Origin of the sequence: Mucilaginibacter aquariorum, assembly GCF_024498135.1 — a bacterium.
Taxonomy (GTDB): domain Bacteria; phylum Bacteroidota; class Bacteroidia; order Sphingobacteriales; family Sphingobacteriaceae; genus Mucilaginibacter; species Mucilaginibacter aquariorum.
Map to the genome: position 1 here is coordinate 206,446 of NZ_JANHOH010000008.1, position 15,176 is coordinate 221,621.

The window sequence follows — 15,176 nt, forward strand, 5'->3', positions numbered from 1 at the left end:
CTATATAAAATGCAATCACCTTTTGCCAATATGCCGCCGGTTGTAAAAAACCTTCTTATTGTAAATATCATATTCTACATAGCCACATTTGCCTTAAAGTCGGTATTCAGCATGGTAGGGTATATGTCTGCCTTTTATTTTAACTCACCTTTATTTCATCCATGGCAGGTTATTACCTACATGTTTATGCACGATCCTAATAGTATCATGCATATTTTATTCAACATGTTTGCTTTATACTCTTTTGGTCCAATGTTGGAATATGCTATGGGCTCAAAAAAGTTTTTCAATTTTTATTTCATAGCAGGTATAGGTGGTTTGGTTTTGCATCAGTTAGTCCAGGGTTTGGAGGTTCACAATGCCATTGGATCATTCATCATGACAAATGAGAATATGAGTGCCGCAAGTTACGATGCGGTAATGAAAGTGAAAGACATTTACGGCACTCCTATACTGGGAGCTTCGGGCGCTATATTTGGGGTACTTGTAGGATTTGGTATGCTGTTTCCTAATTTGGAAATGATGATTATGTTTATCCCTGTACCCATTAAGGCAAAATACATTATCCCGGTTTATGTAGTGCTTGAACTTTTTATGGGCGTTAAGCAATTTTCAGGCGATTCTGTGGCACACTTTGCTCACCTTGGCGGGGCACTATTCGGCTTCCTGCTAATTAAACTTTGGGGCGTAAAAAGACCCAACAATTTTTATTAATAGCCGTTATAATCTTATATTTATAGTATGAGCACCCTGTGGCAAGATATTCAATACAAGCTGTTAAAATCGGGCAATAAGGTTAGCCTGCTTATAGGCATAAACGTTATTGTTTATTTGGCTATAAATGCTACTGCCATTATAGAGCAGCTATTTACCGGATTTGGTAACAGCACAATTTTAGCCTATACCAACGAGTATTTGCTATTGCCTGCTTATCTCCCAAAATTACTTTACCGCTTTTGGACGCCCCTTACCTACATGTTTATGCATGCAGGTATTTTTCATATCCTGTTTAATATGCTATGGCTTTATTGGATGGGCCAGATATTTGAAGAATACCTTGGTAATAAACGCACCATTGGCCTCTACATATTTGGCGGCCTTGCCGGCGGATTACTGTTTGTAGCCTGCTATAACCTGTTGCCTGCCTTTGCAAGTATAAACACGGCTGCCGGTGTCCCTTTGGTTGGTGCATCGGCAAGCGTAATGGCTATTGTGGTAGCCACGGCTACTTTGTTGCCAAATTATACCATCTCTTTAATACTAATAGGCCCTGTAAAATTAAAATGGCTGGTGCTGTGTTACGTGATTATTGATTTTTTAGGTATTGCAGGTAGTAATGCAGGTGGCGAAATTGCCCACCTCGGCGGTGCCTTATTAGGGTTTATCTACATAAAACAACTGCAGCGGGGGCACGATTGGATAGGCGCTATTAGCAAGCTATTTGAAGCAAAACCAAAAATGAAGGTGGTTAGCCATAATGGGCCGCAAAAAAAAGCATCAACTGTGCCCCGGCAGGATGAAATAGACCGTATCCTTGATAAAATATCGGGCAGTGGGTATGAAAGTTTAACCAAGCAGGAAAAAGAAACCTTATTCAGAGCAAGCAACAACAATGAAGGCTAAAAAAAGAAATTTACCCTTTATTGATAAAGTGTTTTTGTGGATAAACTATTTGTTATGCCTGGCTTTGCTGTTAAGCTATCTCGCCCCCTATATTGATCCACGCAAACTTTGGCCCCTCGCATTTTTCGGATTGGCCTACCCGCCTTTATTATTAGCTAACTTACTGATAATGCTTTACTGGCTGCTGCGCAGAAGCCGGTATATAGTTTTGTCACTTGTGGTAATATTAATAGGATGGAACGCGCTGAACAATAATGTAGGCATACGCTTGCCTGCCGGTGCCAGCCAAACACCGGTGCAAAAACTTTTACGGGTAATGACCTATAATGTGCACGATTTTAAGCGTTACGGGGCTAGTAACGATATATCTACCAAGCACGAAATATTGGGTGTGATAAGCGACCAACGGCCAGATATAATAGGCATCCAGGAATTTCTTACCCGTAAAAAGGGTGAATATGATATGATAGATTCCATTAATAAGATAATGGGAACGGGTCATTATTATTTTGAACCTACAATGGCAAGTTCTAACGAATCAATAGGGATGGCCATTTTTTCAAAATACCCTATTAAATCCCACGGCTTTGTGCAGCTATCCTTTAAAGGAAGCGGTAATCAGTGCCTTTATGTTGATGTTGAAAAGGACGGCAGTATGTTTAGGATGTACAGTGTGCACCTGCAATCTATCAATTTTGATCCACAGGATTATATTTACCTGGGCAATTTGTCGTCAAAAGGAAAAACGGATATGAGTGCTACCAAACGTGTGGGCTGGAAATTGAAAACAGCCTTCCAAAAACGCAGCGATCAGGTTTTCATTATCAAAGAGCATGCAAAAAAATGCCCTTATCCCTATATTATATCCGGCGATTTTAACGATACCCCATCATCCTTCGCCGTAAACCAGATGGCTAAGGGATTAAAAAACGCTTTCCGGGAGAAGGGGGCAGGATTGGGCCGCACCTATAACGGCGCCTTCCCTAACTATCAGATAGATTATATAATGGCCACCCAACAGTTTAATGTTTTGGAATATAAGATCATCGAAAAAAAATTGTCAGATCATTATCCTTTAAGTACGGTACTGGTATTAAAATAACATCATCAAATTAAACTCCACGCCTAAAATTGTAAGTTTGCGCACATGGAACAAAAATTGTTTGTTTACAACACCTTAACACGAAAGAAAGAAGAGTTTATACCGCTAAACCCGGGCCACGTGGGCATGTATGTTTGCGGCCCCACTGTGTATAGCGATGTGCATATAGGCAACTGCCGTACATTTATTTGTTTCGACCTGATATTCAGGTACCTGCTGCACCTGGGCTATAAAGTGCGCTATGTGCGTAACATAACCGATGCCGGCCACCTGGAAAGTGATGCGGATGAGGGAGAAGACAAGATCTCAAAAAAGGCCAAAATAGCGCAATTAGAGCCTATGGAGATTGTACAAAAGTACACAGTAGATTTTCATAATGTAATGCAGGTGTTTAACGCCCTGCCGCCAAGTATTGAGCCTACCGCAACCGGCCACATTATTGAGCAAATAGAACTGGTAAAAGATATCCTGGAAAAAGGCTATGCCTATGAGGTTGATGGTTCGGTATATTTTGATGTAGAAAAATATAATCAAACACAAGACTATGGTATATTGAACGGCCGCAAGCTGGAAGACATGCTGAATAACACCCGTAACCTGGGCGGGCAAAACGAAAAACATGGTAAACTTGATTTTGCCCTTTGGATAAAAGCCAAACCAGAGCATTTAATGAAATGGCCATCGCCCTGGGGATTAGGCTTTCCGGGCTGGCATTTAGAGTGCTCGGCCATGAGTAATAAGTACCTGGGCCACCAGTTTGATATACATGGAGGCGGTATTGATTTAATGCCAACCCACCATACTAATGAGATAGCCCAAAACGTGGCTTGCTGCGGTAAAAACCCCGCTTCGTATTGGTTGCATACCAACATGCTGACCACCAATGGGCAAAAAATGTCAAAATCATTAGGTAACAGCTTTTTGCCGCACGAACTGTTCTTAGGGTCGCATCCTTTATTGAAAAAAGGCTATAGCCCTATGACGGTAAGGTTCTTTTTTATGCAGGCCAGCTACCGCAGTACGGTAGATTTTTCTAACGAAGCTATTGAGGCTGCAGAAATCTTTTACAAGAAACTGGCAGAATCGGCTAAAAAGCTGGTAACACTTCAACAGAACGCGATAACGACAGTGGATGAAGAAACCAATAAGGCAATAAATGATATTTGCGACGATTGCTACCATGGGATGAATGACAATTTTAATTCGCCTAAAACGTTAGATGCTTTAAATAATTTATCTAAATGGATCAATTCGTACTCGGGTAATAACCGTAATTCGGGTGAAATATCCGCAGAAACGTTTGATCGGATGAAGAAAACCTATAACGATTTCTTTTTTGATGTTTTAGGATTGAAGCAAGATGATAACGAAAACGCGGATACCGATGACCTGATGAACCTGGTTATAACATTGCGTAACGAAGCCAAGACGAATAAAGACTATGCTACATCTGACAAGATAAGAGAAGGACTAAAAAGTATTGGGTTTCAACTAAACGATAACAAACAAGGTACTACCGACTGGATAAGAATTTAAAAGTTAAGAACTGTTAAAACAATTTTGCCCGGGCTGGCTTTAGTTAAAATAATATTAAATTGCCCAACCAAATCTATACTACGTTAACATGAAAAGATCATTATTAGCTGCTATTATATTATCAGGCTTTAGCCTTTCTGCCATATCACAAACTAAAGTTGAAGTGGGTACTGTTGTATCTGCCGAAGAGAATTTTAATAAATTAGTTGAACGCAAAGGCATTAAAGACGGCTTTTTGGCGGTTGCCGATCCCGAAGGGATTGTGTTTAAACCCAACGCCGTTAAAATAAACGATTTTTATAATGGCATTGATAAGCAACCAGGCAAGCTAAGCTGGCAGCCAAAATTCGCAAGGATATCTGCCAATGGCGATCTTGGCTTTACCGCAGGCCCTTATGTTTACCAAAATGGTAAAACAGATGATGATAAAGTTTATGGCGACTATGTTTCTATATGGCGTTTAGATGCCGAGGGCAAATTTAAACTACTTGTAGATCTTGGCATACAACACCCGGAGCCAGAGCAGAATGTTGTTACCGATTTTAAGGAACCTGACCCGGCAAAGCAAAAAGCGCCAAGTAAGGACCCGTTTGCCGGAAAAAATATATTGACGGCTACTGATAAAACATTTAATCATTCGCTTTCATTATCGGCACTGGCAGCTTATAAAGAGTTTTTAAGTCCCGAGGCGCGTTATTACTTCCCCGGCTTTGAACCAATGACCGGTACTGATAAGATCTTAAAATTTTTAGATAACGAAGGCATTAGCATATCTGCCGAAACTGTAAACGTAGGCCGTTCAACAAGTAACGATCTGGCATACACTTATGGTACCGCCCGTATCAAAAAAGGAAATATTGTAAATAACTACAACTATGTTCGCATTTGGGAAATAGATGCTACCCACAAGTGGAACATGTTGTTGGAGATATTTTCTACAGTAGAAGACTAAGCTTAAAATAACTGCTCAATAATGTCATTAGCCGAAAAGCCCTCGGCCTCGGCGTGATAGCTGCGTACTATGCGGTGGCTTAATATTGGTTTAGCCACTGCCTGTACATCCTCAATATCCGGCGAATACTTTCCGTTAAGCACGGCATGGCATTTAGCCCCCAGAATAAGGAATTGTGACGCGCGCGGGCCTGCGCCCCAGTTTAATAAGCGCTTCACCTGCGGGCTTGCAAACTCGCTGTTAGGGCGTGTTTTTGAAACCAGCTTCACAGCATACTCTAAAACATTATCGCTAACGGGGATATTTCTTACCAATTGCTGGAAGTAAATGATCTGCGCGGCGTTAAGCTGTTTATGAACAACCGCCTGCGTGGTACTGGTGGTGTTTTTAACAACCTGTAACTCTTCTTTAAAAGTAGGATAATCCAACGCCACATTAAACATAAAACGATCCAGCTGGGCTTCGGGTAGCGGGTAGGTGCCTTCCTGCTCAATTGGATTTTGGGTAGCCAACACAAAAAATGGTTTAGCCAAAGTATGCGTAACACCCGCCGCGGTAACAGATTTTTCTTGCATGGCCTCTAATAAAGCGGCCTGTGTTTTTGGCGGTGTACGGTTTATTTCGTCGGCCAGTATGATGTTTGAGAACACCGGGCCGCGTATAAATTTAAAGTTCCTGTCTTCCCCTAATATTTCCGAACCTATAATGTCAGATGGCATCAGGTCGGGGGTGAATTGTATACGCTTAAAGTCGAGGTCTAGTACCTGTGCAACGGTTTGTACCAGCAAGGTTTTTGCAAGGCCGGGTACACCAACAAGCAGGCAATGCCCGTTGCTGAAAATGGATATTAGTACAAACTTAATTACCTCATCCTGGCCAACTATAACTTTTCCTATTTCTGAGCGGATTTGCTGATAGGCGTTCTTCAATGCATCGGCAGCCTCAACATCTGAGCGGTATTGCATACTTTATTCAATTTTGGCTTGTGCGGTTGATTCTGCAGTTACCCATCCCTTCAATGGAGGGCAAGATTGGTATTCAGGATCAATTTTAATAAAGGTTTCTTTACGGCGTTTATCAAACCATTGGCTAATAGTACGACTAAGTTTGTCGTTCATAGCGTCCTCCTTTAGCTTGGCAAAATCCTGATCAAGGTTAGCCTTGTGCGCATTGGTAACCGATTTAAGGTATAAGATCTTATAGCTTTGTTTGCGGGTTTGCGGGTCATTAAATAATTGTGGTTTTGAAATTGAGCCCACTTTCATGGTATCTGTTATCAAAGCAACCTGTGGGTCAAGTTTGTCTGTTGGGATATAAGTTGAGCGTGTTTGAACGTTGTCGGCGTTCAGCATCATACCACCATTAAACTTGGTTTCTTTATCATCCGAGTAAAATGATGCAGCGCTTGAAAAATCAAATTTCTTTACGGCCATCAGGGCATTATAAACGCTATCGGCAGTAGTTTTTGCCCTGTCTAAACTTGCCGGGGTAGTTACCGGCATAATCAATATGTGACGTGCATGCACTTGTTCGCCGCGGCGCTCTATCACTTGTAAAAAATGGAAACCATTTTCTGTTTCAAACACAGGTGAGATCTCGCCTGCTTTTAATTTAAAAGCATTGGCGGTAAATTCCTTAACCATTGCGGTACGGTCAAAGAAACCCAGGTCACCACCTTCTGGTGAAGATCCCGGATCTTGTGAATACAACCTGGCCAGTGTAGCAAAGTCTTCACCTTTTTTAACCCTTGCCCTTAAATCTTCGGCTTTTTGTTTGTAAAATTCTTTTTCGTCCTTGTTTAATTTTGGAGAGAATACGATCTCGCCTACTTCAATTTCTTTGTTATAAGTAGGTAAACTATCTTTTGACATCGTTTCGAAGTACCTTTTAACATCCTGCGGGGTAGTGTTTACCTTTTCGGTTATTTTTGACCTCATGCGTTGCGCAATTAACGACTCCTTAATATCTGGACGAAGCTCATCTTTATATTGAATAACCGAACGGCCAAGGAACTGTTCTAACCTGTCCTGGCTGCCTGCACGTTGTATAAAGCTGCGCATACGGCGGTCAACTTCGCTATCAACTTCTTCATCCTTTACCTGCACACTATCAATTACGGCTTGCTGGGCAAGCAACTTTTGAGTAAGTTGATTTTGTAATATGATACATTTGATATTTGGATTTGGTTGCTGGCCGCTCACCAGGTATTGCGCATACTGCAGCTCGATATCTGATTGTAAAACAATACTGCTGCCTACAACTGCAGCAATTTTATCAAGTGTGCGTACCTGTGCCTGAGCAAATGACAGAAATATAAAAATATTTAGAATGGACAGTCCGATTTTTCTCATGTAATTGTTAAACTAATATTACGGATAATTTATCCGTTAAAAATGCAAATTTCGGTAAAATTTATTAATAATAATGTATAATTAACCTGTTGTGCGAATATGCTTATAATGCTTCAACAGGAATAGGTATTTTTGGTTAAATTATGTTAAATATGAAAGTTGATAATCCGCAGGCCTTCCGTTTTATAATGCAGGATGAAATTTATTTATTGAATAAAGATAAAGAGGTGATAAATACGTCATCATCAGCTAATATCCCCGTGGCCGAAACTCAACCCGTTGTTGAACTACCACCGCCGGTTATTGAGCAGCCCGCTGCCAAACAAACTTCGGTAACGCCGGAACCGCAAACACCTGATCCACTTGTAAAAACGCCCGAACCTGCTTTTAATTATCTGGGTAAAAACAATAAAAATTTCCTGGTACTGGTTAACTACGCCAACGAAGAACATATCGTGGCCACGCACCTTACCGCGCTGGAGAGCATCCTTAAACGTAAAGATCTGAGTATTGACGATGTAGCCATATTGAATGTATATAAATACACGCCTTTAAAACTTGCCACGCTAAGCGAATACTTTAAACCAACCAGGCTGGTTATAATGGGTAAAGATTCGTTGCCAGAGGGTATTGGTAATTTGCCGCTTAATCAACCACTGCAAGGCAAAAAAACGCATGTGCTGTATAGCTTTAGTTTTGATGAAATGATGAGCAGCAACGATAATAAGAAAACCTTTTGGGAACACATGAAAACCCTATAATATGCAGCAATTAATTTTCGCGACCAATAACGCCCATAAGTTAGAAGAAGTACAGGCCAAAGCCGGCGATCATATAAAATTGTTAAGCCTTAACGATATTGGCTGTCATGATGATATTGCCGAAACAGGGTTAACTTTTAACGAAAATGCATCTATAAAAAGCAATTACATATATCATAAATACAAACTCAATTGTTTTGGCGATGATAGTGGATTGGAAATAGCGGCCCTCAACAATGAACCTGGCATTTACTCCGCGCGTTACGCCGGTACCTATGGCAACCATGAAGCTAATATGGATAAGGTGTTAGAGAAACTAAAAGAGTTAACTAACCGCAAGGCCCGTTTCCGTACGGTGATCTCTTTGATATGGAACGGGACGGAGCATTTTTTTGAAGGAACCGTAGAAGGCACTATCCGCACCCAACGTTCAGGTACAGCCGGTTTTGGTTACGACCCTATTTTTCAGCCGGATGGATATGATATCACCTTTGCTGAAATGAGCATGGACGAAAAGAACCGCATCAGCCACCGTGGGCGGGCGGTTGATCAGCTGATCGCCTTTTTAAACACCCAAACTACGGTTTAACTGCCGATGAATCTTTCTTAGCTTTAAGAGTTGGCTGCGTTTGCTTTTTAACCGTATCCGCAGCTGCTTTAATAATAGATGCAGGTTTGGTGCCCGTGCTGTCTTTTTTAGTACTAACAGCGGGTGCTTTTATAACGGGCGTTTGTTTAGTTGTACTATCCTGTTTTGTTTTAACGGCCGGGGTATTAATAACCGGCGGTTTTGCAGTATCTACACTATCCTTACCCGCTTTTGCACCGGGTGGCACCGGTAACTTGTTTTGTACAGAATCTTTACCGGCTTTGTCTTTTGCCCCGGGTTTTAACTTATTGGCATCCGCGATTTTCTTATCGGCAGCAGCCTGTGCCCGGGCAATTTTTTTATTGTACGATGGAATGATCGATTCTTTGGATATTGGCCTTTCTTTCGGTTTCCAGATAAAGCCTTTTAAGATTTTCTCGTCTTCGTTAAATTTACCTAACGGACCATACCTATGCTCTGGTTTAGTAATAAAAAAGATATTTGATGCGCTGCCATCCTTAAAATATACACGCATGCGGCTGCTTAATGATCGTTGCATACCATCTACCTTTTTAAGGCTGTCGCGGGTAAAGTAAATACTTTCGGCGTTGCCAACAATAAACATACGATCCAGCTTATCGTTCTTAAAAAAGCCCCGCATCCTTTTGCCTGCAACCTGGTTAAAAGTAGTGGAGTCGTCTTTTTCAATATTTACAATAAATGCTTGCGGGAACATGTGTAGGTTATCCAGCTTCTTGTTCTTCATTTGCATGGTTATAGTATCGCCATATAATTGCGAACCCTGTGTCCATATTAAAGGCTGTACAAAACAGTGCAGGGTAGAATCGCTGTAACTATAAAACATGGAATCGGCCTTGGCCTGCAGGTCAGATTTAAATAGTTTGGCGCTATGGTAAGCCTTAATTATCCTTACCCTTGCCGTATCACTTAGTACTACCGGCGGGGTGAAAAATATAGGGTCGTTATTAGCTTCGGCCTCCGGGTCTGGTTTAGCGGTTTTTGCTTCAGCCCCATCATCAACTGCCCCACCGCCTTGTGTTTTTCCTTTTCCCTTCTGGGGAGTAGCCGCTACCGCTTGCGGTTTCGGTTTCCCAAAAAAGTTACGATGTAAATAAGTTGTGTCGGCAACCCACTTTGGTGCGCTTAAGGTTAAAAACTTATCTGCCTTCCTTTGTTCTGCAGGGGTTAATTTTTTAACTTTTACAGTAGTATCGCGTATGCGGGATAAACGCTCTTTTTCCTGCATTATCTTCAGGTCTTTAAACGTTAAGATCTGCGTTTCCAGCGTATCGGCAGATATATAAATAGAATCTCGTTTTACCTTTTTATCGGGTGGTTTTACTTTAACTGTCGTATCCATCGGGAACGCAGATAAACCCGCGGGTTTATCCGGCATAGCCGGCACAGGTAATTTCGGGTTCTTTAAATTTGCCTTATTTATAGCGTTGGCGGCAGCTTTAACTGCTGTGGGGTTAGCCTTAGCTATCTTAGTAAGTGTATCTGTAACGGCCTGTAAGGGTATGGAACCAGGCTTAATTGGCATAGTGCCGGCAGGTGGTTTAACTGCCAGGGCATTTGCCTTTTTTACAACCGCTGCAGATTTAACCGCGGTTGGATCGGCAGATTTTACGCCGGGTTGTATATTACGTACCGTATCCCTTGTAGTGGTATCCTTATTTTCGGTAACAATAATTACATAAGGGTCTTGTGTTACAACGGTGCGTTCGCCGGCTTTAAAGTAAGTGGCCAGGTCGCCTTTAAGGGTAATATTTTGTTCCCTGTCATGAAAAGTAACACGTTTAACCGCGCGGCCATAGCCTTTCAGCTTATCGTAAAATAAACTATCGCCGGTTAAAGTTTTAGTGCCTTGTTTGTAAAGATTCTTCTTGCCGAAGAAAGCCTGCTCGGTTATGGTATTATAAAGGCCATTCTCGGTGTACAGGGTGTCTTTTTTATCTTTAGTATCGTAAATATTTGTAGGGCCGTAAAAATAGGCTATCCGGGTACCGCTATTGTAACGAAGGGTATCGTTTTTTATCAATGCATCAGGGGTTACCAGTACCACATTATAGCGGAAATAGGCATCCCTTGACTTCGCAAAGTAATATCCGTTCTTGCTGGTAAGCGTATTGTCTTTATTAACCAGTTTACCACCGCCGGTGTAAGTGCCTATGCGGGTAGCGGTGTTGTAAGTAAGATAATTAGTGGTTAAAATGGCATCTCTATCTATCAACTTTACATTATCTGTAAGGATAGCTATTTTGGTATTCCCGTCGTAGTTAAGTTTATCCGAATAAATATTCAGTGTATCGCCCTGGGTAATATTTACATTGCTAAATGCATCAAACGCGTTGTCTTCTGCATAGAAGTAAGCGCTATCCGACCGCATAATAGAGAAATCCTGCTGAAAAACGCCCTGGTAAACTTTAATAACATTCTTGCCGTTAAGTTTTATAACCTGGCTGCTTTTAGATTGTATAAGGTGAACAACAGATTTTTTCTGTGCCGAAACCGTCAGGGTTATTACTATTAAAAATGTACTAAGAATGTATTTTATCACGATGGCAAAATTAGTTTTTTGCGGGGGTTATTAAATTAATAATTTTGACGTATGCTTCCTGTTAAACGCTTTGTTGATTTTATTGAACAAAATACCCTTTTTACGCCAGCCAACAAAATACTGGCAGCTGTAAGCGGCGGCATGGATTCTGTTTTAATGGCTCATTTGTTAAAGGCCGCAGGATATAATTTTGGCATAGCACATTGCAATTTTAAGTTACGCGACCCCGAAGCTGATACCGATCAGGAATTTACCCGCCTGCTTGCCCAGCAACTGGGAGTTGGCTTCCATACGGTAAACTTTGATACTAAGCAGCAGGCCACTGATAACAAAGTATCTATCCAAATGGCGGCTCGCGATCTTAGGTATCAATGGTTTGCTCAAATCAGTCAATCAGCTGGTTACGATGTTATTGCTCTTGCACACCATCAGAACGATACTATTGAAACAATATTGTTAAACCTTACACGCGGTACAGGTATAGCTGGGTTGCATGGTATTTTGCCTAAAAATGGCCCGCTGGTGCGCCCTTTGCTTTTCCTTACCCGTCATGAAATACATACCATAATTACATCCGAAGATCTAAACTATGTAGAGGATGCCTCCAATGCTTCTATAAAATATGCCCGCAATAAAATACGTCATCAGGTTATTCCGTTACTGAAAGAATTGAACCCAAACCTGGAAGCTACTTTTGAGAACAACCTGCGCAATTTTAGGGACATGGAAGTGTTGCTGAACGAAAAGGTAGATGCTTTGAAAAAAGAGCTGCTTATTCAACATGATGGGGAGGTGCACATTTCTATTGAACAGATAGAGCAGTTATCGCCCAAGCGCTTATTGCTTTTTAAATTACTACATGATTATGGCTTTATAGAAACCGTTGTTGACGATCTGATAACCGCATTGGCCAAACATCCGGGCCGGGTGTTTGAAAGCACGAACTTTACCTTGCTGGTAGATAGGGGCAAGCTTATTATCTCGCCAAAAGCGGGCGGAGTTAAAGCAGAAACTATAATTAATGAAAACGATACCAGTATTGTTTATAACAGCTACAAACTAACGTTACTGCATGATGATAGTGCGCTAATTATCAGGGATAATCCTTTAGCTGTTTCTGTTGATGCCAAACTATTAATATATCCGCTTACATTGCGTGCCTGGCAGCAGGGCGATGTTTTTTACCCACTGGGGATGAAAACCCGGCAAAAACTAAGTGATTTTTTCATTCACGAGAAGGTGCCGTTGCATAAAAAAAGTAAGTTACCTATACTGGTAAACGGTAATGGCGACATTATTTGGGTAGGCGGTTACCGGCCCGACGAAAGGTACAAAGTAAGTAATAACACTAAAAAAGTTACTATATTCGAACTGTATAAATTATGAGCGATAAATCAGTTTTTATTGAAAAACAATACCTGGGCAGGGAGTGGATCCCTATCACTATCCGCCTGGTTTTAGCCATGTTTTGCTTTGCTGCTTATTTTTTTACTGATGAACGCGAACGCAACGGCGACCTTTTAGCCATTGTTGGGTTTGTTATTATTATCATATCCATTATAATGGGGTTCTTGCTGCACTTTAGCACCAGGGTTATCAATAAAAGCGTTTTATTGGATGGCTTATGGAGCACCCGCAGGGTTAAGATAGATCTGAACAGTATTGTAAAGGTTGAAAAAGGATCGTACAGCCGTTACTTGTTCAATAACCCGGTTTATAATTTGCATACCAAGGGCACCATTCGTTTTTACGCAGCAGGTAACGATGCTATCCACCTTACAGATAGGGATGGCCTTGTTTATATTATAGGATCGCAGCATGCCAATGAGTTTTTAAGGGCAATTAAAGAAGAAATGAAACGGGCTTAAAAGCCAAATAGATATAAATAAAAAGGCAGCCAGGTATTTACCGGAGCTGCCTTTTTTATGTTATCGGTATTTTGTTAGTGCGTTTTGTAGCTGGCCAGATCGCTATAGATCTGACGGAAAGAACTACGCAGGCCGAAGGTGATCATAGCGGTTTTATCGTTAAAGTCGCTGTTCTTTTCGGTGCGGTAAATGCCGCCAAGCTCTAACCTCAAATTATATTTAGGGTTTAGTACATAGCCAATTTTACCTTGCAGATAAACCATATTTGTTTTTAAACCCTGGCCAATGGTGTTTCCATCACGCTGTATAGGTTGGCTGTAATGCTTAAAAATATCTTTACCGTAATTATCATTACCTATATCCAAGCCATAGCGGCCGTAATCAACTTCGCCCATAAAATCAAAACGTTTGTAGGAGTAGTTAAGCAAGGCAACCACCTCGCGGAAGTTTGCACCCCACGGATGTGCCAGCGGCTCGCTGTTGGCCGAATAGTTTAATATGTTTGATCGTTCCGAATAGGTGTAAGGCCTTACCGTATTTGTTTCTAACAGGTAGTTTAAGTTGGTAACACCAAACATGTTGGCGCCCCTTATGCCTACCTGGTAGCCAAATTTGTTGTTTACATAACCTGCATTATTAAAAAACTCTTTAGCTGTAAACTCATCTAACGAGAACTGACCGTAAGCAGTGATGCCATCGGTTAGCTTGTATTTAGTTGTAAAGCCTATCAACGCATTATCTGGCGAACCATTGGCGGCCTCTACAGGCCTTAAAAATATAACGGGGTTAATGTAGCTAAAATCAAAACCGTGTGTATGGCCCTGGTCATCCGTATTGCTCCAGATAACCGAATCGAAGAACCCAAACGACAGCCGGTTATTTACATTCCAATCCAGGTAGTGGAAAATGCCCCATTTGTTACGGTCAATATTTAAGTCACTGGTACCGGCAGGGTCAGTAAAGTAGGCCCACATGGCCATGTATTTTACATTACCCAGGTTGGCAGTAAGTTTAAAGAAAGGGTAGGGCGATGCATAGTCTGACAGTAGCAACGAACGGTAACCATCGCCAATAAAGGTTTTATCGCGCCCGGCGCTAATATTTAAGTATTTAACCGGTGTGTATGATACTGTTGCGGTAATATAATCCCACCTGTAAGCATTGGGGTTATTGTTAAACGTACCGGCATATGCCTGCCCTGGAACTATGCCAACCTGCTGGATGTAGGTAGAGATATAATTGGGAACTTCGGCCTGGTTTAAATAGCCTGATATGTTGTAGTAAAACTTTTTACCTACTGTACCGCCAATTTGCAAGCCAAGTGAACTTAGATAGGTATTGCGTTTGTGTGAAAGATCACGGCCTATGTTAAAATCGGGAAGCAGATCGGCGTAAAAGGTGGAGTTGGTGCCTTTTACATCAATTAAATGCTCATTAAACAACTTGCGGTATAAAATGCTTTTGTTTGAACCATCGCTACCGTAATTCATGATAGAATCGTAGCGTTGCATCAGTAATGAATCGTCAACAAAAAATGGTTTTAACGAGGTATGCAGGCGGGTTTTGGTTGAATAAGCATCAGCATTAAACTTTTGATAAAAATCGTATGAGTAAGGCTGGTATATTGATTGTGAACGGGCAATACCCGCCGTGATCAATAATAACGCAATGCTGGTAAATATTCTCTTCATATAATGCCGAAATGAGTTAAACTATTCAAAATAGTTTAATGTTTTAAAGCCGCCCTTTTTCATGTGCTCGTCCTTTTTTGCTAAATGCAGGTCAGACTGTACCATATCTGTAACAAGCGCTT

The 15,176-nt window shown here is 41.3% G+C and carries 13 protein-coding genes; 9 read left to right on the forward strand and 4 right to left on the reverse strand.

The window, feature by feature from the left end; genetic code table 11:
* The first annotated feature begins 9 nt into the window (after positions 1 to 9).
* The 5 genes from NPE20_RS21790 to NPE20_RS21810 all read left to right on the forward strand — a co-directional run bounded on the left by NPE20_RS21790 (position 10) and on the right by NPE20_RS21810 (position 5,213).
* The gene (locus NPE20_RS21790; RefSeq protein WP_256540823.1) at positions 10 to 714 is read left to right on the forward strand and encodes a rhomboid family intramembrane serine protease; all 705 of its coding nucleotides are present in this window, start codon (positions 10 to 12) and stop codon (positions 712 to 714) included.
* Positions 715 to 741: 27 nt separating this feature from the next.
* Positions 742 to 1,623: a rhomboid family protein gene (locus NPE20_RS21795; protein WP_256540824.1), complete on the forward strand. Its 882-nt coding sequence runs from the start codon at positions 742 to 744 to the stop codon at positions 1,621 to 1,623.
* Positions 1,613 to 2,725 (forward strand): endonuclease/exonuclease/phosphatase family protein, encoded by a 1,113-nt coding sequence (locus tag NPE20_RS21800; RefSeq protein WP_256540825.1) that lies wholly within the window; start codon positions 1,613 to 1,615, stop codon positions 2,723 to 2,725. Before NPE20_RS21795 ends, NPE20_RS21800 begins: the two co-directional genes overlap by 11 nt.
* 45 nt (positions 2,726 to 2,770) lie before the next feature.
* Positions 2,771 to 4,261, forward strand: a complete 1,491-nt coding sequence (gene cysS / locus NPE20_RS21805) for a cysteine--tRNA ligase (protein WP_256540826.1) — start codon at positions 2,771 to 2,773, stop codon at positions 4,259 to 4,261.
* A gap of 88 nt (positions 4,262 to 4,349) precedes the next feature.
* Entirely contained in the window at positions 4,350 to 5,213 is an 864-nt protein-coding gene (locus NPE20_RS21810; RefSeq protein ID WP_256540827.1) for a nuclear transport factor 2 family protein, read from the forward strand.
* Between the two features lie 2 nt (positions 5,214 to 5,215).
* Here the strand turns inward: NPE20_RS21810 and NPE20_RS21815 are convergent, their stop codons facing one another.
* Positions 5,216 to 6,178: an AAA family ATPase gene (locus NPE20_RS21815; RefSeq protein WP_256540828.1), complete on the reverse strand. Its 963-nt coding sequence runs from the start codon at positions 6,176 to 6,178 to the stop codon at positions 5,216 to 5,218.
* Positions 6,179 to 6,181: 3 nt separating this feature from the next.
* Positions 6,182 to 7,564, reverse strand: a complete 1,383-nt coding sequence (locus NPE20_RS21820; RefSeq protein WP_256540829.1) for a peptidylprolyl isomerase — start codon at positions 7,562 to 7,564, stop codon at positions 6,182 to 6,184.
* Between the two features lie 152 nt (positions 7,565 to 7,716).
* Between NPE20_RS21820 and NPE20_RS21825 the strand changes: the two genes are divergently transcribed.
* Positions 7,717 to 8,325, forward strand: a complete 609-nt coding sequence (locus tag NPE20_RS21825; RefSeq protein WP_256540830.1) for a hypothetical protein — start codon at positions 7,717 to 7,719, stop codon at positions 8,323 to 8,325.
* 1 nt (position 8,326) lies between these two features.
* Positions 8,327 to 8,914: a non-canonical purine NTP diphosphatase gene (locus NPE20_RS21830; protein ID WP_256540831.1), complete on the forward strand. Its 588-nt coding sequence runs from the start codon at positions 8,327 to 8,329 to the stop codon at positions 8,912 to 8,914.
* Here the strand turns inward: NPE20_RS21830 and NPE20_RS21835 are convergent.
* Positions 8,904 to 11,495 (reverse strand): OstA-like protein, encoded by a 2,592-nt coding sequence (locus NPE20_RS21835; RefSeq protein ID WP_256540832.1) that lies wholly within the window; start codon positions 11,493 to 11,495, stop codon positions 8,904 to 8,906. The genes NPE20_RS21830 and NPE20_RS21835 overlap by 11 nt on opposite strands.
* A gap of 51 nt (positions 11,496 to 11,546) precedes the next feature.
* Here NPE20_RS21835 and tilS point away from each other — a divergent pair, with 51 nt between their 5' ends.
* Both tilS and NPE20_RS21845 read left to right on the forward strand, forming a co-directional pair.
* A complete protein-coding gene (tilS, locus tag NPE20_RS21840) occupies positions 11,547 to 12,881 on the forward strand; it encodes a tRNA lysidine(34) synthetase TilS (RefSeq protein WP_256540833.1) in 1,335 nt (444 codons plus the stop codon).
* Entirely contained in the window at positions 12,878 to 13,363 is a 486-nt protein-coding gene (locus NPE20_RS21845) for a hypothetical protein (RefSeq protein WP_256540834.1), read from the forward strand. Before tilS ends, NPE20_RS21845 begins: the two co-directional genes overlap by 4 nt.
* A 74-nt stretch (positions 13,364 to 13,437) precedes the next feature.
* On the opposite strand, the gene NPE20_RS21850 is transcribed toward NPE20_RS21845, so the two are convergent.
* On the reverse strand, positions 13,438 to 15,054 hold the full coding sequence (locus NPE20_RS21850; protein ID WP_256540835.1) for a capsule assembly Wzi family protein: 1,617 nt from the start codon (positions 15,052 to 15,054) through the stop codon (positions 13,438 to 13,440).
* Positions 15,055 to 15,176: the final 122 nt, after the last annotated feature.

Excerpts from the sequence above, each read along its gene's own strand:
- NPE20_RS21790 (WP_256540823.1), top strand. The coding sequence starts at position 10 with ATGCAATCACCTTTTGCCAATATGCCGCCGGTTGTAAAAAACCTTCTT.
- NPE20_RS21795 (WP_256540824.1), top strand. The coding sequence starts at position 742 with ATGAGCACCCTGTGGCAAGATATTCAATACAAGCTGTTAAAATCGGGC.
- NPE20_RS21800 (WP_256540825.1), top strand. The coding sequence starts at position 1,613 with ATGAAGGCTAAAAAAAGAAATTTACCCTTTATTGATAAAGTGTTTTTG.
- cysS (WP_256540826.1), top strand. The coding sequence starts at position 2,771 with ATGGAACAAAAATTGTTTGTTTACAACACCTTAACACGAAAGAAAGAA.
- NPE20_RS21810 (WP_256540827.1), top strand. The coding sequence starts at position 4,350 with ATGAAAAGATCATTATTAGCTGCTATTATATTATCAGGCTTTAGCCTT.
- NPE20_RS21815 (WP_256540828.1), bottom strand. The coding sequence starts at position 6,178 with ATGCAATACCGCTCAGATGTTGAGGCTGCCGATGCATTGAAGAACGCC.
- NPE20_RS21820 (WP_256540829.1), bottom strand. The coding sequence starts at position 7,564 with ATGAGAAAAATCGGACTGTCCATTCTAAATATTTTTATATTTCTGTCA.
- NPE20_RS21825 (WP_256540830.1), top strand. The coding sequence starts at position 7,717 with ATGAAAGTTGATAATCCGCAGGCCTTCCGTTTTATAATGCAGGATGAA.
- NPE20_RS21830 (WP_256540831.1), top strand. The coding sequence starts at position 8,327 with ATGCAGCAATTAATTTTCGCGACCAATAACGCCCATAAGTTAGAAGAA.
- tilS (WP_256540833.1), top strand. The coding sequence starts at position 11,547 with ATGCTTCCTGTTAAACGCTTTGTTGATTTTATTGAACAAAATACCCTT.
- NPE20_RS21845 (WP_256540834.1), top strand. The coding sequence starts at position 12,878 with ATGAGCGATAAATCAGTTTTTATTGAAAAACAATACCTGGGCAGGGAG.
- NPE20_RS21850 (WP_256540835.1), bottom strand. The coding sequence starts at position 15,054 with ATGAAGAGAATATTTACCAGCATTGCGTTATTATTGATCACGGCGGGT.